This is a genomic window from Sphingomonas sp. Leaf28, assembly GCF_001421685.1.
GTDB lineage: Bacteria > Pseudomonadota > Alphaproteobacteria > Sphingomonadales > Sphingomonadaceae > Sphingomonas > Sphingomonas aurantiaca.
Genome location: NZ_LMKX01000001.1, coordinates 306,242 through 324,690, shown reverse-complemented (window position 1 = coordinate 324,690; position 18,449 = coordinate 306,242). Strand labels below are relative to the sequence as shown.

General features: G+C 68.0%; 17 protein-coding genes. 9 read left to right on the top strand and 8 right to left on the bottom strand.

The window, feature by feature from the left end; genetic code table 11:
- The first annotated feature begins 33 nt into the window (after nt 1-33).
- From ASE79_RS01530 to ASE79_RS01510, 5 genes are read left to right on the top strand one after another with little or no spacing between them, the layout of a single operon-like run.
- Nucleotides 34-2,445 carry a glycoside hydrolase family 3 N-terminal domain-containing protein gene (locus ASE79_RS01530; protein ID WP_334017223.1) on the top strand — a complete coding sequence of 804 codons (2,412 nt, stop codon included), beginning with the start codon at nt 34-36 and terminating at the stop codon, nt 2,443-2,445.
- A gap of 10 nt (nt 2,446-2,455) precedes the next feature.
- Entirely contained in the window at nt 2,456-3,667 is a 1,212-nt protein-coding gene (gene manD / locus ASE79_RS01525; protein WP_056411162.1) for a D-mannonate dehydratase ManD, read from the top strand.
- Entirely contained in the window at nt 3,664-4,947 is a 1,284-nt protein-coding gene (locus tag ASE79_RS01520) for an MFS transporter (protein WP_056413158.1), read from the top strand. The genes manD and ASE79_RS01520 overlap by 4 nt, the downstream gene beginning before the upstream one ends.
- Nucleotides 4,944-6,356 carry a glucuronate isomerase gene (uxaC, locus tag ASE79_RS01515; RefSeq protein ID WP_056411160.1) on the top strand — a complete coding sequence of 471 codons (1,413 nt, stop codon included), beginning with the start codon at nt 4,944-4,946 and terminating at the stop codon, nt 6,354-6,356. The genes ASE79_RS01520 and uxaC overlap by 4 nt, the downstream gene beginning before the upstream one ends.
- Entirely contained in the window at nt 6,353-7,807 is a 1,455-nt protein-coding gene (locus ASE79_RS01510) for a mannitol dehydrogenase family protein (RefSeq protein ID WP_056411158.1), read from the top strand. Before uxaC ends, ASE79_RS01510 begins: the two co-directional genes overlap by 4 nt.
- Nucleotides 7,808-7,857: 50 nt before the next feature.
- Here ASE79_RS01510 and ASE79_RS01505 read toward each other — a convergent pair whose 3' ends face one another.
- The 4 genes from ASE79_RS01505 to rpsU form a co-directional block, all read right to left on the bottom strand.
- Nucleotides 7,858-8,121 (bottom strand): hypothetical protein, encoded by a 264-nt coding sequence (locus ASE79_RS01505; RefSeq protein WP_082444997.1) that lies wholly within the window; start codon nt 8,119-8,121, stop codon nt 7,858-7,860.
- A 191-nt stretch (nt 8,122-8,312) separates the two neighbouring features.
- Nucleotides 8,313-8,669, bottom strand: a complete 357-nt coding sequence (locus ASE79_RS01500; RefSeq protein ID WP_235516710.1) for a hypothetical protein — start codon at nt 8,667-8,669, stop codon at nt 8,313-8,315.
- Nucleotides 8,670-8,799: 130 nt separating this feature from the next.
- Entirely contained in the window at nt 8,800-9,165 is a 366-nt protein-coding gene (locus ASE79_RS01495; RefSeq protein ID WP_056411153.1) for a DUF4440 domain-containing protein, read from the bottom strand.
- 275 nt (nt 9,166-9,440) lie between these two features.
- Entirely contained in the window at nt 9,441-9,641 is a 201-nt protein-coding gene (gene rpsU / locus ASE79_RS01490) for a 30S ribosomal protein S21 (RefSeq protein WP_031393196.1), read from the bottom strand.
- 361 nt (nt 9,642-10,002) lie between these two features.
- On the opposite strand from rpsU, the gene ASE79_RS01485 reads away from it, so the two are divergent.
- From ASE79_RS01485 to ASE79_RS01470, 4 genes are all read left to right on the top strand, one after another.
- The gene (locus tag ASE79_RS01485) at nt 10,003-10,686 is read left to right on the top strand and encodes an NAD(P)H-dependent oxidoreductase (protein WP_082444996.1); all 684 of its coding nucleotides are present in this window, start codon (nt 10,003-10,005) and stop codon (nt 10,684-10,686) included.
- An 82-nt stretch (nt 10,687-10,768) separates the two neighbouring features.
- Nucleotides 10,769-13,153 carry a phosphoketolase gene (locus ASE79_RS01480; protein ID WP_056411151.1) on the top strand — a complete coding sequence of 795 codons (2,385 nt, stop codon included), beginning with the start codon at nt 10,769-10,771 and terminating at the stop codon, nt 13,151-13,153.
- Nucleotides 13,141-14,169 carry an acetate/propionate family kinase gene (locus ASE79_RS01475; RefSeq protein ID WP_056411148.1) on the top strand — a complete coding sequence of 343 codons (1,029 nt, stop codon included), beginning with the start codon at nt 13,141-13,143 and terminating at the stop codon, nt 14,167-14,169. The genes ASE79_RS01480 and ASE79_RS01475 overlap by 13 nt, the downstream gene beginning before the upstream one ends.
- Nucleotides 14,170-14,298: 129 nt before the next feature.
- Entirely contained in the window at nt 14,299-14,574 is a 276-nt protein-coding gene (locus tag ASE79_RS01470; RefSeq protein ID WP_156359482.1) for a hypothetical protein, read from the top strand.
- Nucleotide 14,575: 1 nt separating this feature from the next.
- Here the strand turns inward: ASE79_RS01470 and ASE79_RS01465 are convergent, their stop codons facing one another.
- The 4 genes from ASE79_RS01465 to ASE79_RS01450 all read right to left on the bottom strand — a co-directional run bounded on the left by ASE79_RS01465 (nt 14,576) and on the right by ASE79_RS01450 (nt 18,331).
- The gene (locus ASE79_RS01465) at nt 14,576-14,968 is read right to left on the bottom strand and encodes a hypothetical protein (RefSeq protein WP_056411143.1); all 393 of its coding nucleotides are present in this window, start codon (nt 14,966-14,968) and stop codon (nt 14,576-14,578) included.
- Between the two features lie 69 nt (nt 14,969-15,037).
- Nucleotides 15,038-15,670, bottom strand: coding sequence for a response regulator transcription factor (locus ASE79_RS01460; RefSeq protein ID WP_056411141.1), 633 nt, complete (start codon nt 15,668-15,670; stop codon nt 15,038-15,040).
- Nucleotides 15,667-17,250: a PAS domain-containing sensor histidine kinase gene (locus ASE79_RS01455; protein ID WP_235516709.1), complete on the bottom strand. Its 1,584-nt coding sequence runs from the start codon at nt 17,248-17,250 to the stop codon at nt 15,667-15,669. Before ASE79_RS01455 ends, ASE79_RS01460 begins: the two co-directional genes overlap by 4 nt.
- 262 nt (nt 17,251-17,512) lie before the next feature.
- Entirely contained in the window at nt 17,513-18,331 is an 819-nt protein-coding gene (locus ASE79_RS01450; RefSeq protein ID WP_056411139.1) for a universal stress protein, read from the bottom strand.
- Nucleotides 18,332-18,449 lie beyond the last annotated feature (118 nt).

Here is an 18,449-nt window from a genome sequence, read left to right as displayed (position 1 = left end):
CGACAGCAATGCCGCGTTTAACATTAGGAGAGAATGGTGTCCGGCACGAAGACGATGACGACCGCGCCGGCCATCACGCCGACCCGCCGCGACCTTTTTGCGCTGTTCGGATCGGTGTCCGTCGCGGGGCTAATCCCCGGTGTCGCGCAGGCCGCCGCCGCGCTCCCGATCTACCGTGATGCGCGCGCACCGGTCGACCTGCGCGTGCGTGACCTGATGGCGCGGATGACGCTGGAGGAAAAAGTTGGCCAGACCATTTCGCTCTGGGCGACCAAGGCGGACGTGATGACTCCGGGCGGGCTCGATTTCGACCCGGCGCGCGCGACCGCGGCGTATCCGGCAGGGTTCGGGCAGGTGACTCGGCCCTCCGACAAGCGCGGCGGCCCGTCGGTCGCGGCGGTCGCGGGCGGTACGGGCGCGCAGTGGCGCGGGTCGGCCTCCACGATCGCGTTCGTCAACGCGGTTCAGCGCTGGGCGCGGGGCACGCGGCTGGGCATTCCGGTGATCTTCCACGAGGAATCGCTGCACGGTTACATGGCGCCCGATGCGACGATGTTCCCGCAGGCGATCGGCATGGCGGGCGCGTTCGATCGCGACCTGATGCGGCGCGCGCAGGCGATCATCGGCCGCGAAGTCCGCGCGCATGGCAGCCACCTTTCGCTGTCGCCGGTCGTCGACATCGCGCGCGATCCGCGCTGGGGGCGGATCGAGGAGACGTTCGGCGAGGACCCGTATCTGTGCGGCGAGATGGGCGTCGCCGCGGTCGAGGGGCTGCAGGGCGACAGCAGGACGCTGGCCCCCGGCAAGGTGTTCGCGACGTTGAAGCACATGACGGGGCACGGTCAGCCGCAGGCGGGCAACAATATCGGGCCGGCACCGATTGGCGAGCGTGAACTGCGCGAAAGCTTCTTCCCGCCGTTCCGCGCGGTCGTGACCCGCACCGGGATCGGCGCGGTGATGCCCTCCTATAACGAGATCGACGGCGTGCCGAGCCATGCGAACCACTGGTTGCTCGGCGACGTGCTGCGCGGCGAATGGGGGTTTTCGGGCGCGATCGTCAGCGATTACGGCGCGATCGAGGAACTCGACACGATCCACCACATCGCGCCCGACGTGGCCGGCGCGGCGCGGCTGGCGCTGGCGGCGGGGGTCGACAGCGCGTTGCCCGACGGGATCGCGTATCGGACGCTGCCCGCGCAGGTGCGCGCGGGGACGGTGCCGATCGCTGCGGTCGACACCGCGTGCGCGCGGATGCTGGCGCTGAAGTTCCGCGCGGGGCTGTTCGAGGAGTCGGCGGTCGATCCGCGCGTCGCGGCTCGATTGACCGGCAATGCCGAGGCGCGGGGCGTTGCGCTGGAGGGCGCGCGGAAGGCGCTGTGCCTGCTGACCAATGACGGCACGTTGCCGCTGTCGCCCAAGGGCAGGATCGCGGTGATCGGCCCCAACGCGGCGATCGCGCGGCTCGGCGGCTATTCCGCGCCGCCGCGGCAGAGCGTCACGCTGCTCGACGGCGTGCGCGCGCTGGTCGGCAATGCGGCCACCATCGTCCATGCGCAGGGCGTGTTCATCACGCAGAGCGACGACCGGTCGCAGGACGCCGTCCTGCTCGCCGATCCGGCCAAGAACCGCGCGCTGATCGCCGAGGCGGTCGAGGTCGCGCGTGGTGCCGACACGATCATCCTGGCGATCGGCGATACCGAGCAGACCAGTCGCGAGGGGTTCTCGGCGAACCATCTCGGCGATCGCACCACGCTCGATCTGATCGGCGAGCAGAATGCGTTGTTCGAGGCGCTGCATGCGCTTGGCAAGCCGATCGTGGTGACCGCGATCAACGGGCGGCCGCCGAGCTGGCCGACCGTGATGGCGAAGGCGAATGCGGTGCTGGAATGCTGGTATCCGGGGCAGGAGGGCGGCACGGCGATGGCCGAGGCGCTGTTCGGGCGGATCAATCCGGGCGCCAAGCTGCCCGTGACCGTGGTGCGCGAAGTCGGGCAGGTGCCGTTCTATTACAACCGCAAGCCGTCGACTCAGCGCGGCTATCTGTTCGCGGAGACGGCGCCGCTGTTCCCGTTCGGCCACGGGCTCAGCTACACGCGCTTCGAGATCAGCGCGCCGCGGCTGTCGGCGGCGAAGATCGGTGTCGCGGGCAGCGTCGGCGTCGAGGTCGACGTCGCCAATGTCGGGCAGCGCGCCGGCGACGAGGTCGTGCAGGTCTATGTCCGCGATCAGGTCTCGTCGGTGGCGCGGCCGCTGCTGGAATTGAAGGGGTTCGAACGCGTGACGCTGGCGCCGGGCGAGCGGCGGACGCTGCGCTTCACGCTGGGCCCCGACGCGTTCGCGCTGTGGGACGTGGACATGCGCGAGGTCGTCGAGCCCGGGCTGTTCACGATCATGGCCGGCCCCGATTCGGCGCATCTGAAAACTGCCACCCTCGAAATCGCCTGAAGGACCCGCGATGCCCAAGATCGTTTCCGCCCGCGTCATCGTCACCTGCCCGGGGCGTAATTTCGTCACGCTGAAGATCACCTGCGACGACGGTACCACCGGCGTCGGCGACGCGACGCTGAACGGTCGCGAGCTGAGCGTCGCGAGCTATCTGACCGATCACGTCGTGCCGTGCCTGATCGGCCGCGACGCGCACCGGATCGAGGATGTCTGGCAGTATCTCTACAAGGGCGCCTATTGGCGGCGCGGGCCCGTGACGATGGCGGCGATCGCCGCGGTCGACACCGCGCTGTGGGACATCAAGGGCAAGCTTGCGGGGATGCCGGTCTATCAGTTGCTGGGCGGCGCGGCGCGCGATGCCTGCATGGTCTATGCGCACGCCAACGGCACGACGATCGAGGACACGATCGCGGTCGCCAAGGCCGAGCAGGCCAAGGGCTACAAGGCGATCCGCCTGCAATGCGGCGTGCCCGGCCTCGCCTCGACCTATGGCGTCGCCAAGCACGGTGCGCGCTACGAGCCCGCCGATGCCGACCTGCCGAGCGAAAGCGTGTGGTCGACCGAGAAATATCTGCGCGTCGTCCCTGAGTTGTTCAAGGCGGCGCGCGAGGCGATGGGGTGGGACGTCCACCTGCTCCACGACATCCACCACCGGTTGACCCCGATCGAGGCGGGGCGGCTCGGCAAGGCGCTCGAGCCGTATAACCTGTTCTGGATCGAGGATCCGACGCCGGCCGAGAATCAGGAGGCGTTCAAGCTGATCCGCCACCACACGACGACGCCGATCGCGGTGGGCGAGGTGTTCAATTCGATCTGGGACGCCAAGGACCTGATCCAGAACCAGCTGATCGACTATATCCGCGCGACCGTGGTGCATGCGGGCGGAATCACGCATCTGCGCCGGATCGCCTCGCTCGCCGACCTGTACCAAGTGCGGACCGGCTGCCATGGCGCGACCGACCTGTCGCCGGTGGCGATGGCGGCGGCGCTGCATTTCGGGCTGTCGGTGCCCAATTTCGGCGTGCAGGAGCATATGCCGCATACCGACGAGACCGATGCGGTCTTCCCGCATGCGTACAGCTTCGACGACGGCATGATGCATCCGGGCGACTCGCCGGGGCTGGGCGTCGACATCGACGAGGATCTCGCCGCGACCTACGACTATAAGCGCGCCTATCTCCCGGTCGCGCGTCTCGAGGACGGCACGCTGTGCAACTGGTGACCGGAGCCGCCGCCGCGCCCGAAAAGCCGCGCGGGAAAGTCCGCTGGATCGTCTGTGCGCTGCTCTTCGCGGCGGTGGCGCTCAGCTATATCGACCGCCTCGTGCTGCCCGTGCTGAAACCCGAACTCCAGGCGCGCTACGCTTGGAGCGAGCAGGGCTATGCCGATCTCGCCATCGCATTCCAGGCCGCCTACGGCATCGCCTATGTGCTGTTCGGCCGGTTCGTCGACCGGGTCGGCGCCAAGATCGGCTATGCGGTCGCGGTGACCCTGTGGACGATCGGCCATGTCGCGCACGCGCTGTTCACCAGCGCCGGCATGATGATCTTCGCGCGCATCCCGCTCGCGATCGGCGAGGCCGGCGCGTTTCCCGCCGCGCTCGCTGCGGCCAATGAATGGTTTCCGCAACGCGAACGCGCTCTGGCGATCGGCATCTTCAACGCGGGCTCGAACGTCGGGGCGATCCTCACGCCGCTGATCGTGCCGGTGATCGCGGTGACGTTCGGCTGGCGTATGGCGTTCATCGCGACCGGCGCGCTGACGGTGATCTGGCTGGTCGCGTGGCTCGCTTTCTACCGCACGCCGCGTAAGCACCGCCGCGTCACGCCCGAGGAACTGGCCTGGATCGAGGCCGACCCGGTACCCGCCGCCAAGCCCGTCCGCTGGCGCACGCTGCTGCGGTTGCGGCAGACATGGGCGTATATGCTCGGGCGGTTCCTGATCGATCCGGTCTGGTGGACGTTCCTGTTCTGGCTGCCCGATTTCTTCAACCGGCAGTACGGCGTGAAGATGCTCGATTTCGGGCCGCCGCTGGTCGCGGTCTATGTGCTGGCCGATGTCGGATCGATCGCGGGCGGCTGGTTCTCGTCGCGACTGCTTAGCAAGGGCGCGACGCCGAACCGCGCGCGCAAGACCGCGTTGTTCGTGTGCGCGTTGTTCGCGCTGCCGATCATCTTCGCCGCGCAGGCCCCTGGGCTATGGTGGGCGGTCGCGGCGATCGGGCTGGCGTGCGCGTGTCACCAGGGCTTCTCCGCCAACGTCTATGCGATCCCCGGCGATCTGTTTCCGCGCGGCATGGGCGGGTCGGTGATCGGTCTGGGCGGGCTGGCCGGCGCATGCGGTGGCATGCTGATGGCCAAGTTCGCAGGGACTATTCTGGCCGGGGTCGGCAGCTATGGACCGATTTTCGCGGTTGCCGGTTGCGCCTATCTCGTCGCATTGCTGGTGATCCACCTGCTCGTCCCGCACTACACCCCCGTCGATCCGGAACGCCTTGCATGACCCAGCCGCTACGCCTGCACCCCGACCGCCTTTTCCCCGCCGATGGCCGGACGCGCGACATTGCGCGCGCGCTGCATGCGGGCGTGAAGGACCTGCCGATCGTCAGTCCGCACGGCCATACCGACCCGGCCTGGTTCGCGCGCGACGAGGCGTTCAGCGATCCGGCCTCGCTGCTGATCGTGCCCGATCACTACGTGTTTCGCATGCTCTACAGCCAGGGCGTGCCGCTCGACGCGCTGGGCGTGCCGACGGTCGATGGCAGCCCCACGGAAAGCGATCCGCGGAAAATCTGGCGGATCTTCGCCGACAACTATCACCTGTTTCGCGGCACGCCATCGCGGATGTGGCTCGACTGGGTGTTCGCCGAGGCGTTCGGGATCGACGTGCGCCTCGAACCCGCGACCGCGGACCTGTATTTCGACACGATCGATGCTGCGCTCAAGACCCCCGCATTCCGCCCCCGCGCGCTGTTCGACCGGTTCGGGATCGAGCTGATCGCGACCACGGAGAGCCCGCTCGACCCGCTCGAGCACCATGCCGCGATCCGCGCGAGTGGGTGGCAGGGGCGGGTCGTCACCGCCTATCGCCCCGACCCGGTCGTCGATCCCGACACGCCGGGCTTCGCCGCCAACGTCCGCCGCTTCGGCGAGACCGCGAACGAAGACGTCGGCAGCTATGCGGGCTATCTGGCCGCGCACCGCTTCCACCGCGCGCGGTTCCGCGCGGCGGGCGCGACCTCAACCGATCACGGGCATCCGTCGGCAGCGACCGCGGACCTGACGCGTGCCGAGGCCGAGGCGCTCTATGCGCGCGTGATGGCGGACCCGAAGCCTGCGGAGGCGGAACTCTTCCGCGCGCAGACGCTGACCGAGATGGCGGCGATGTCGGTCGAGGACGGGATGGTGATGCAGCTTCACCCCGCCGTATCGCGCAGCCACAATGCGCAGGTGCTCGCACGCTTCGGCCGCGACAAGGGCGGCGACATCCCGCTGCCCGGCGAGTTCGTCCGCGCGCTGAAGCCTTTGCTCGACCGGTTCGGTAACGATCCCCGGCTGACGCTGATCCTGTTCACGCTCGACGAGGATACCTATTCCCGCGAACTGGCGCCGCTTGCCGGGCATTATCCGGCGTTGCGGCTGGGGCCGCCGTGGTGGTTCCATGACAGCCCCGAAGGGATGCGGCGGTTCCGCGAGCGCGCGACGGAGACCGCGGGCTTCTACAACACGGTCGGGTTCAACGACGATACGCGGGCGTTCCTCTCAATCCCGGCGCGGCACGATGTCGCGCGGCGGATGGACTGCGGGTTTCTCGCGCAGCTGGTGGTCGAGCACCGGCTGGAGGAGGACGAGGCGCATGAGGTCGCGCGCGCGCTCGCCTATGATCTCGTCAAGCAGGCGTATCGGCTGTGAGATTGTCGCAGGAAACGCTCGACCGGCTGCCCGCGGGCGTCGTCCGGCCCGGCTATGACCGGTCGCGCGTGACCCGCGGCGTGGTGCATCTGGGCATTGGCGCGTTCCACCGCGCGCATCAGGCGGCGGTGTTCGAGCAGGCGCTGGCCGCGGGCGACCTGCGCTGGGGAATCACCGGCGTGTCGCTGCGATCTGCCGGCGTGCGCGATCAGCTCGCGCCGCAGAACGGACTCTATACGCTCGTGGTGCGCGACGGCGCGGGCGAGCGGTTGCAGGTGATCGGCGCTGTGATGGACGTGCTGGTCGCGCCCGAGGATCCGGCCGCGGTCGTTGCGGCCCTCGCGTCGGTGGACACGCATATCGTCACGCTGACGATCACCGAGAAGGGGTATAAGCTCGATTCCGCGACGGGGCTGTTGCAGGGCGGCGACGCTGACGTCGCGCACGACCTGGCCTCGCTCGATGCCCCGCGGACCGCGCCCGGGTTTCTGGTGGCCGGGCTGGCGGCACGGCACGCGGCGGGTCTCGGTCCGCTGACGATCCTGTCGTGCGACAATCTGCCGCATAACGGTACGCTCCTGCGCGATGCAGTGCTGGCGATGGCGGGGGCGCACGACCCGGCCTTGCGCGACTGGATCGCCGCGGCGGTGACGTTTCCGCAGACGATGGTCGACCGGATCGTGCCGGCCACGACGGCGGACGACATCGCTGCGACGCGCGCGACGCTGGGTGTCGAGGATCAGGCGATGGTGAAGGCGGAGCCGTTCACCCAGTGGGTGATCGAGGATCGCTTTGCGGGCGAACGGCCCGATCTGGCGGCGTTCGGTGTCCAGCTGACCGATGCGGTGGCGCCGTGGGAGGATGCGAAGCTGCGGCTGCTCAACGGCGCGCATTCGGGGATCGCGTATCTGGGCGGACTGGCCGGGCTCGACTTCGTGCACGAGATGGTCGCGCGGCCCGAGGGACGGGCGTTTGTGGAGGCGTTGTGGGACGAGAGTGCAGCGACGCTCGATCCGCCTGCCGGGCTCGATATCGCGCAGTATCGTGGGGCGTTGATGGCGCGGTTCGCCAACCCGGCGCTCCAGCATCGCACGCGGCAGATCGCGATGGACGGGTCGCAGAAATTGCCGCAGCGGCTGTTGGCGCCGATGGCGGAGCGTTGCGCGGCGGGGCTGCCGGTCGATGCGCTCGCGCTGGCGGTGGCGGCGTGGATGCGGTGGCAGTCGGGCGTTACCGATGCGGGGGAGGTCTTCGCGATCGACGATCCGATGAGCGACCGGCTGGGAAAAGCGGTCCGCGATGCGGTGACGACGCAGGAGCGTGTCGACGGGCTGTTCGGACTGTTGTCGTTTAGGCCCGACTCGGAGCTGCGCGTGTTGATAGCTGCCAAGCTGGCGGCGCTGGAAAGTTCGGGGGCCATGACGGCGATCGACGGGCTGCGCAGGGCGTAGCGCCGTCGATCGGCGACACGAAAATGGGCCGGGGTTACCGGCCCATTCGCTTAGTTGCTGTCGGAGTTGTCGTCTTCGTGATCGATGATCAGATAGGCGACGCCCGCGAGAATGCCTGCGCCGATGACGATCGGAACGATGCTCGACTCCTGGAGGCCGGCAAGCTTGCTCGACTTCGAAGTAGCCGTGCCGGTGCGGACCGACGATGCGACCGACAGCGACTGCGCGGGGTTCACAGCAGGCGCTGCGTTGGCTGCGACCGGCAGTGCGGTCATCGCAACGGCGGAAACGCCGAGAATCCAAGATTTAATCATAAGTCACTCTCTCATGTATCAGCCGAAGCGGCTGCCCCTACTGCAACGGTTCGGAGTCGCGGCCGTTCCCACCGTCGAGTCCGCCATGCCGGGCAATCCGTAGGGGAAAGCGGGTAAGTGGCTGTATTGCCTGCGAGGATTTGCTGCATTGCGGAATGAAATATTTTCCGCCGCCGGAAATAGGTTGCGGGTCAAGTGCCGGCTTCGTGGGTGGCAAGTCCCGGTTTGGCGGGATCGATCGCGTCATGCGCTCGATCATCATGGTAGCGGACGGTCCATTGGGGATGTCCGGTCGGGCCCAGGACGATATCCGGCAGGCCGACCGGATCGCTGCCGGTCTCGACCCAGCCCGCGCCGTGGCACGCATCGCAGGTCGTGCGACGGCAGCGGAAGCTGACGAGATCGATCTCGGTGTTCCATTGCCCGCGGCCGCGACAGACGGGACATAGCGCGTCGAGCGTGCCGGTCCGCGACTGGAGCGGGATCGTGTCGAACGCGTTCGGACTGTCGGGACCGTCGCAAAAGACGATATTGCTGGCGTGGGGCATGCAACCTACTTGAGCGAGAGGGGCCACCGGCGAGGCACCGCCGGATGGCAATCCATCGCATCCATAGCAGCATTGCCCGGCAAAGCGCGTGGGATCGACCCGCCGCAATGCCGGACCAAGGTCATTCCTGTTATGCGGCGGACGCGATCGGCGCAGGCGTCTGCTGGTGCTGGACCACGCGCCATTCCTCATGTTCGAGCCGGCGCATCGTCGTCGTGCAATAGGCGACATAGCCATCGGCGCCCTCGCGCTGCGCCTCGGCCTTGTAGGCGATCGCGATCAGCCCCTCTTGCGGGCGCATGATCTGCTGCTCGCTGAACGTGACGCTCGACCAGCGCGGCGTCTTCGAGACCGTCTCGATCGCCTGTGCGCCAGTTAGGACGAAGGGCTGCTCCGGCAGCACCATGACGCACTCGTCATCGATGAGTGCGTGATACTGGTCGGCGTCGCCCGTCCAGAGGCTCTCTTCGAAATTCCAAACCCGATTGTCGTCCATCAAACGTCTCCTGTGTCGTCTAAGGAGCGTCAGGGACTAGAATTCGTTCCTCGAACAGGACGAAAACACGCGTCAATGTAACGTAGGATAGCTGCGCGGTGTCGCCGAGACGTATCGGGGCGGCACACGGTGTCCGCAACGGCATAGCGCGGGGCTTATGCACGCAAAATGCCGCCGGCACGCGAAGGGCGTCGGACGACAAGCGGGGGCGGATCGATCGATCCTGCCCCCGTCATCATATTCCCAGCGAGCGGCGAACCGCTCAGCTGCGGGACTTAATTGTCGCGTTCGGCCCGCTTGCGGTCTGCCTTGCGAGCGCGGCTCACGGCAGCGGCATGCTCACGTGCGCGCTTCTCCGAGGGCTTCTCGTAGTGACGGCGCAACTTCATTTCACGATAGACGCCTTCGCGCTGCAGCTTCTTCTTGAGAGCGCGGAGGGCTTGATCGACATTGTTGTCGCGAACGATGATCTGCATGGTAGAAAGGCTTTCGACGCGCAGCGGCGCAATGGTGAGTTGCCGTCGCTTTATGGCGCAGTGGCAAGGAAGCCAACCCCGGAAATGCATCGGAAGGCGCAGATTGCGCTTCCGGGCACGATCCGGCGCCTTCAATCCGGTAATTTCAGTGTGACCGGTCCCGCAATGGGCGGTCGCAGCCGATACTCGCCGGATCCCGAGTCGCCGATGCGAATCGGCTCGGGCGATGGTTCCTCCCGGCTCTGCGTAGTTCCCGAGGGGCACGGGGCCGATCGCGATCGGGTAGACCGACCACAACTTTCCGAACTCCGATCCGCCGGTCGCCGCAGCGCGGGCGGAGCTTTCCTGCGAGGACGTTGCGATGATCGTCGACGAGCGAACTTCACCGGGCGCGGGCCATGCGGTGATCCTGTGCCACCCCGATCCGGCGAGCTTCAATCACGCGATCGCACGGACCTACCGCGACACGGTCGTCGCGGCCGGGCAGCGCGTCGTCCTGCGCGACCTGTATGCGATCGGGTTCGACCCCGTGCTGCCCGCGGCGGAGCGCCCGACTCTGCCGAGCCCGGCCTGTCGCCAGGACGTGTTGGACGAGATCGCCGCGATCGACGGGTGCGACGTGTTCGTGCTGATCTACCCGATCTGGTTCGGGAGCGCGCCGGCGATGCTCAAGGGCTATGTCGAGCGGGTGTTCGGCGCGGGGGTGAAACCTGAGCCGATGCAGGGCCGGGTACGGACCGACCTGCTCGGGGGACGGCGCCTGCTAAGCTTCTCGACGTCGGCGGCCAGCAAGACTTGGCTCGACGAACAGGGGCAGGGTCAGGGGCTGAACGCTGTCTTCGACCAATATGTCGTCCACGCCTTCGGGATGCGATCGCAGGAGCATCGGCGATTTACCCAGATCGTGCCGGGCCTGACCCCGTCTGCCGCCAGCCTCCACCTCCAGGATGTCGCCGCGCAGGCGCGCCGGACCTGCGCGCAGATCGCGTTCGGCGACGAGGCGCTGTTGGCCGATCCGGGACTCGTCGCGCGCATCGCATGCTGAACCGCATGCCCATCGAAGGAAACCATATGCCCTACACACCGCGCTCCGCCGCCGATTGCGCGTCACGGCTGCGAAACCGGACATGAGCGATGCTGCAACGCTTGCGCCGACCAAGACGCGGCCGCTGTCGCCCGACATGCTGCGCCGGATGGACGCCTATTGGCGCGCCGCAAACTATCTGTCGGTCGGCCAGATCTATCTGCGCGACAACGCGCTGCTCGAACGGCCGCTGACGATCGCCGACGTGAAGCCGCGGCTGCTCGGTCATTGGGGGACGACGCCGGGGCTGAACTTCCTCTACGTCCATCTCAACCGCCTGATCGTCGAGCATGACCTCGACATGATCAACATCATCGGGCCGGGTCATGGCGGGCCGGGGCTGGTGGCGAACACCTATCTGGAGGGCTCGTACACCGAACGCTATCCGGCGATCGAGCGGAGCCGCAGCGGCATGCACCGGCTGTTCCGGCAATTCTCATGGCCGGGCGGGATCCCGAGCCATGTCGCGCCCGAGACGCCGGGATCGATCCATGAGGGCGGCGAGCTCGGCTATTCGCTGGCGCATGCTTACGGCGCGGCGTTCGACAATCCGGACCTGCTGGTCGCGTGCGTGATCGGCGACGGCGAGGCGGAGACGGGCGCGCTGGCGGCGAGCTGGCATTCGAACAAGTTCCTCAACCCCGAGCGCGACGGCGCGGTGCTGCCGATCCTGCACCTCAACGGCTTCAAGATCGCCAACCCGACGATCCTCGCGCGGATCGACGGGCATGAGCTCGATGCGTTGCTGCGCGGCTATGGGCATGAGCCCTATTATGTCGGGGGCAGCGACCCCGCCGCCGTCCACCAGCAGCTCGCCACCGCGCTCGACAAGGCGCTGGCGAAGATCCACGCGATCCAGGCCGCGGCGCGCATGCCGGGCGCGACGCCGGCGCGGCCGCGCTGGCCGATGATCGTGTTCCGCACGCCAAAGGGGTGGACCGGGCCGAAGATCGTCGACGGCAAGCCGGTCGAGGGCACGTGGCGCGCACATCAGGTGCCGATCGCGGACTTCAAGGATCCCGAGCATCTGCGCCAGCTCGAGGACTGGATGCGCAGCTATCGCCCCGAGGAGCTGTTCGACGCGTCGGGCAAGTTCCTCGCGGACTATGCGTCGCTCGCGCCGACCGGGCACCGGCGGATGGGATCGAATCCGCATGCCAATGGCGGCGAGCTGATGGTGCCGCTGTCGCTGCCCGATTTCCGGGCGTATGCGGTGCCGGTCGAAGCGCCGGGCCAAATGAAGGCGGAGGCGACGCGCGTGCTGGGGCGTTATCTGCGCGACGTGATGAAGCTCAACCTCGCGAGCGTGAATTTCCGCCTGTTCGGGCCCGACGAGACCGCGTCGAACCGGCTTGCCGACGTGTACGACGTGTCGGGCAAGGTCTGGATGGCGGAGATCGAGCCGGTCGACGAGCATCTCGGCCCCGACGGCCGGGTGATGGAGGTGCTGAGCGAGCATCTGTGCCAGGGCTGGCTCGAGGGGTATCTGCTGACCGGGCGGCACGGGCTGTTCTCGTGCTACGAGGCGTTCGTCCACATCGTTGATTCGATGGTCAACCAGCATGCGAAATGGCTGAAGGTCACGCGCGGCATCCCGTGGCGGCGGCCGATCGCGTCGCTCAACTATCTGCTGACCTCGCATGTCTGGCGGCAGGATCATAACGGGCTGTCGCACCAGGATCCGGGGTTCATCGATCACGTCGCGAACAAAACCGCCGACGTCGCGCGGATCTATCTGCCGCCCGATGCGAACTGTCTGCTGTCGGTGGGCGATCACTGTCTGCGCAGCCGCGGCTATGTGAACGTGATCGTCGTGGGCAAGCAGCCCGAATGGCAGTGGCTCGGGATCGACGCGGCGGTGCGGCACTGTACCGCGGGCGCAGGGATCTGGGACTGGGCGGGCGACGATGCCGACCCCGACGTGGTGATGGCGTGTGCGGGCGACGTGCCGACGCTCGAGACGCTGGCGGCGGTGACGATGCTGCGTGCCTATGTGCCCGACATCCGTATCCGGGTGGTCAACGTAGTCGACCTGATGAGCTTGCAGCCGCGATCCGAACATCTCCACGGGCTCGACGAGCGCGAGTTCGATGCGCTGTTCACGACCGACACGCCCGTGATCTTCGCGTTCCACGGCTATCCGGCGATGATCCACAAGCTGACCTATCGACGCGCCAACCATGCGAACATCCATGTCCGCGGCTATAAGGAGATGGGCACGACGACGACGCCGTTCGACATGGTAGTGCTGAACGATCTCGATCGCTATCGGCTGGCGCTCGATGCGATCGAACGGATTCCGCGGCTGCGCGATCATGTTCCGCGCGAGACCGCGCGCTATTGGACGACCATGGAGCGGCACAAGCTGCATATCGCCGAAGAGGGTGACGATCTGCCGGAGGTGCGTGACTGGCAATGGTCGCGCTAGTGGCGGGCGCGGTCGTTCTGGCGCTCAACAGCGGGTCGTCGTCGCTGAAATACGGGCTGTACGCGGTCGAGGATGCGGTGGTCCTGCTGGTTGGCGGGACGATCGAGACGACCGACGACCATGGCCATGTCTTCGACGCGATCGAGAAGACGGTGCAGGGTTGGCCGGCACCGACGGTGATCGGCCACCGGATCGTCCATGGCGGGCCGCATCGCGACGCGCATTGCCGGATCGACGATGCGGTGATGGCGGATCTGGCGACGGCGTGCGCGTTCGCGCCGTTGCACGGGCCGGCGTCGCTGGCGCTGATCCGCGTGGCGGGCGCGCGCTATCCGGGGGTGCCGCAGGTCGCGTGTTTCGATACCGCGTTCCATGCGGGGATGCCCGATCTCGCCACGACGCTGCCGATCCCGCGCGCCTACCGCGCGAGCGGGATCCGCCGCTATGGCTTCCACGGGTTGTCGTGCGAGTCGATCGTGCGCCAGCTCGGCAGCGAGTTGCCCGCGCGGCTGGTGATCGCGCATCTCGGCAATGGCGCGAGCGTGACGGCGGTGCGCGATGGCCGGTCGATCGACACCAGCATGGGACTGACCCCGACCGGCGGCGTGATGATGGCGACGCGGACGGGCGATCTCGATCCGGGCGTGCTGCTGCACCTGTTGCGCGAAACCGGGCTCGACGCGCCCGCGCTGGCGACGCTGGTCGATCATGCATCGGGCATGGCCGGGGTGTCCGGCGTGTCCGGGGACATGCGGATCCTGCGCGCCGCCGCGACCGATGAGTCGGACCTGGCGATCCGCATGTTCGAGCGGTCGGTGTGCAAGCAGATCGCCGCGATGATCGCGGCGCTCGGGGGGGCGGACATGCTCGTGCTGACCGGCGGGATCGGGGAGCATGATGCGCCGACCGCGCGCGCGATCCGGGCGGGGCTGGCATGGGTGCCGGGGTTGGAAATCCGGATACTGCCCTCGCAGGAAGATGTGCAGATCGCGCGTCACGCCGCCACGCTCGCCTGACGAAACCCGGGGATTACGTGTTTCCCGATGCCCGACTCTATGGCCCACTCGCGATAGTGTCTTGATGTGGATCAGCTCTCCAGACCCCGCATGGTGCGGCAGCGGGCGCGGACCAGCGGGGAATTTGTGATGAACGCCATCCAGACCGAGATGCTCTACATCCAGCGCCGCCTCGCTGCCACGCGCGCGATGGCCGATGCCGCGGCGGGGCCGTGCGCGCGTGCTGCACATGAGACGCTCGCGCGGCTGTACGCCGCTCGGCTCAGCGCACTCGCTGCTGCGGTGCCGTGCCTGATCACCGAGCCGCCGGTCGCGACCCCGCGGCGTGCGGTCTTGCCGGTCTTGGCACTGGCGTTGGGACGCGGGGCGCCGCGGCCTCGTTTGACGCTTAAGCTCGCCAGCTGATTTAGCCTTCGGACCTGCGACCCGCGATCGATCCGGCGATCGCGGTGAGGAGGGGGGCGTCGCCCGCGGCACGGTCGAGCAGGCGGTCGCCATTGCGTTCGGCCGCGTGGACCAGCGCGGGCGCGGGGGCGGTGCCGAGCAGGATCGCGCCGCCGCGCCACCCCGATCGCCGCATCGCGTGGAGCGTGTCCATGCCGCTGCCGCCGATATCGACGACGATGCACGCGACCGCGCGCGAGCGGGGATCCGCGAGCAGCGCCGCGCCGGTCGCATAGGAGCGCACGTCATAGGCTTCGGAGAGCAGCATGATCTGGCGCGCGCGACGGAGCGCGGGATCGCCGTCGACCAGCGAGACGGCGATGCCGTCATGCGGCGGGATGGGGTGGCTTGTCATCGGGCGTCCTTGTCGGACCCCTGGATGCCATGCGCGTCGGCATGCGTCTGTACGTAGTAGGCGAGGGGGTCAGCCCGGCTCGGCAGGGCCGCCCAACCCGGCCGCAAATGCGATGCGCAGGACGTCCGACAGGCTGCGCGCGGCCAGCTTGTCCATCAGGTTGGCGCGGTGGACCTCGACGGTGCGCGTGGCGATGTCGAGGTCGAACGCGATCAGCTTGTTCGGGCGGCCGAGCACCATGCCGTCGAGCACGTCGCGTTCGCGCGGGGTGAGCGCGGCGAGCCTGATGCGCGCATCGACCGCGGCGAGCTGTTCCCGGTTCGTCCGTGCGGCGTGTGCGAGCGCGGTCTCGATCGCGGCGAGCAGGGCGGTGCGTTCGAACGGCTTTTCGAGAAACTCGATCGCGCCCGCCTTGATCGCGCGGACCGCCAGCGTCACGTCGCCGTGCCCGGTCAGCATGATCACCGGCAGCGTGATGCCCGACTGGGCGAGCCGCGCCTGCACCTCCAGTCCGTCGAGATCGGGCATCCGGACGTCGAGCAGCACGCAGCCGCGAGTCTCGCGCGTGGCTGACTTCAGGAACTGCGTGCCGCTGGGATAGGTCTCGACCGCATAGCCGCTCTTGCGCAGGAGGAAGCCGATCGACTGGCGGATCGCCTCGTCGTCGTCGACGATATGGACGATGCGGGTCGGATCGGTCACCGGCGTTGCCCTTGGTCGGCTGTTTCAGAGGAATCCGGGCGGGCGGCGAGCGGCACGGTGAAGTGGAAGGCGGTGCCGCCGGTGGCGATTCCCTCCGCCCAGATCCGTCCGCCATGTGCCTCGACGATCGTCCGGCAAATCGACAGGCCGAGCCCCATGCCGTCCTCCTTGGTGGTCGCGAACGCCTCGAACAGGCGCGCGCGCACCGCGGCGTCGATCCCGGTGCCGGTGTCGGCGACGGTGATCTGCATGCAGCCGTCGCGTTCGGGCGCGGTGGCGATCGTCAGCACCTTGTCGGGCGAGGCCGCCATCGACTGGATCGCGTTGCGGATCAGGTTGACGAGCACCTGCTGGATCTGGATGCGATCGACCAGCACCATCGCGCCGCCCGGTGCGACATGGGTGGCGACGGTGATCCCCGCCTCGCGCGCGCCGAGCAGGCCGAGGCTGGTCGCCTCCTCGACGAGCAGGTCGAGCCGTTCGTCGCGGAACCCGGTATCGCCGCCGTCGACGAACGCGCGGACCCGCCGGACGATCGCGCCTGCGCGCAACGACTGCGCCGCCGCCAGCTCCAGCGCCTCGGCGATCTCCGAAAGCAACGCGTCGGGGCTGTCGCCGATCATCGCCCGCGCCGCCTCCAGATAATTGGCGATCGCGGTCAGCGGCTGGTTGATCTCGTGCGCCAGCGTCGACGCCATCGTCCCCATCGCGCTGACCCGCGAGACATGGACGAGCTCGGACTGCAGCTCCTGCAGGCGGCGTTCCGTCGCACGGCGGTTGGTCAGATCGCGGATGAACCCGGTGAAGATCCGTTCGCCCGCGATCGACGCTTCGCCGACCGCGAGCTCGATCGGGAAGGTCTCGCCGCCGTTGCGCATCGCGTGCTCGAGCCGGACGTTGCCGATCACGTGGCGCTCGCCCGTCTCGCGGTAGGTGCGCAGATGCCGGTCGTGATCGCGCGCCTCGGTCTGCGGCATCAGCATCGCGACGTTCTGGCCGATGACGTCGCTCGCCGCATAGCCGAAGACGAGTTCGGCCGCGGCGCTGAACGACGAGACGATGCCGTTTTCGTTCATCACGATCATCGCATCGGGAACGGTGTTCAGGATGGAGCGGAGATGATGTTCGCGCCGCACGATCGCGGCCTCGGCGGCCTTGTCCTGCGTGATGTCGCGGATGACCTTGCCGAACCCGCGCAGCGCGCCCGCGTCGTCGTGGAGCGCGGTGATCGTGACGTGCGCGAGGAATTCGGAGCCGTCCTTGCGGACCCGCCAGCTCTCCTCCTCGATCCGTCCGCAGGCGTGCGCGCGTGCGAGGTCGGCGTGCGGCCTGCCCGCGGCGATATCGTCGGCGGGATAGAAGATCGCGAAGTCGCGGCCGATGATCTCCGCCTCCGCCCAGCCCTTGATCCGCTCGGCGCCGCGGTTCCAGATCGTCACCCGGCCCTGCGGATCGAGCATGTAGATCGCATAGGTCGTGGCGCCATCGATCAGCAGCCCGAGTTCCTCCGCCAGCGTCGCATCGCCGCGCGCGACGGATTCTGGCGTCTCGTGGCCCTCCCCAGATTGGGACGCGATCACGCGGGCGGTACGATTGCTCGTGGCGCGAAGCGGCAAGTCATTGAGCGATGGGCCCTGTTCGGCGAACGGTTCCGATTCGCCGGGAGTCGAGGTATCGACAGCCGACATCGCAACATGACTCATGTTAGGCGAATTAGCCACTATACGCCAATACTCCTTCGACTGCCGTTATCGCGAACAATATTGTACCGCCAGTCCCAAGTCTTGGATTTATTACTGCGAGCGTTCCCAGATACTTGCGGATTGCGCAGCGTGTCATCGCTCAATGCGACAACAAAGTGCAGCGCCGGCTGCGCAGCAACAGGTCTCGCGTCACGCCGCCGAATGCCCATTCGCGGATCCGGCTGTGGCCATAGGCGCCCGCGACGACGAGGTCCGCCTCGACCTCGTCGGCGAGGGCGGCGAGCGTGTCGATGCTGGTCCCCTTCATCCGCGCGACGACCTTGTCCGCATCGACGCCGTGGCGCGCGAGCCAGGCGGCGGCATCGTCGATCGGTGCGCGTGCGTCGATCGGGTCGATCGCGACTTCGGCGATCACGACGCGGTCGGCGGCGCGGAGCATCGGCAGCGCATCGCTGATCGCGCGGCGGCATTCGCGCGTGTCGGTCCACGCGACCATGATGGTCGAGAAGGTCGCGGTCGCGGGACCGTCGGGAACGACGAGCACCGGGCGGCCCGCGCGCAGGATCAGGTCCCCGGTATCGGCATGCGTCGCGAGATCGGCAAAGCCAGGCCCGGCGGTGGTGATGATCAGATCGGCGGCGCGCGCCTGCTCCGCGACGACGTGCGCGAGGTTGGCGAGCGTCGGGAGCGACCGCCATTCGAGACTGTGCCGCGCGAGCCGTTCGTGCGCGTGGAACTCGGTCTCGGCGCGGGCGAGTTCGTCGGCGACGATCTCGCGCTCGATCACCGCATATTCGCCGCCGAGATAGCCGTCGCACGTCGCGATCGGGATCGGCCGGCAGGCCGCGATCCCGATCACCGCGGCGTCATACTGGTCGGCGAGCGCGGCGGCGACATCGAGCAGCGCGGCATTGGGGCGGCCACCGTCGAGGTGCACCATCAGGGTCGAATAGGTCATGCGTGGTCTCCCTCCTTGCCGCCTTGTCGGCGTTCGGGCGCGAGCGGAAAAGGATCGGGAATTACGCAAGGGGGCGATCTGCGTAGTTCCCGACACTGTCGGCGGACGACTGCGCGGA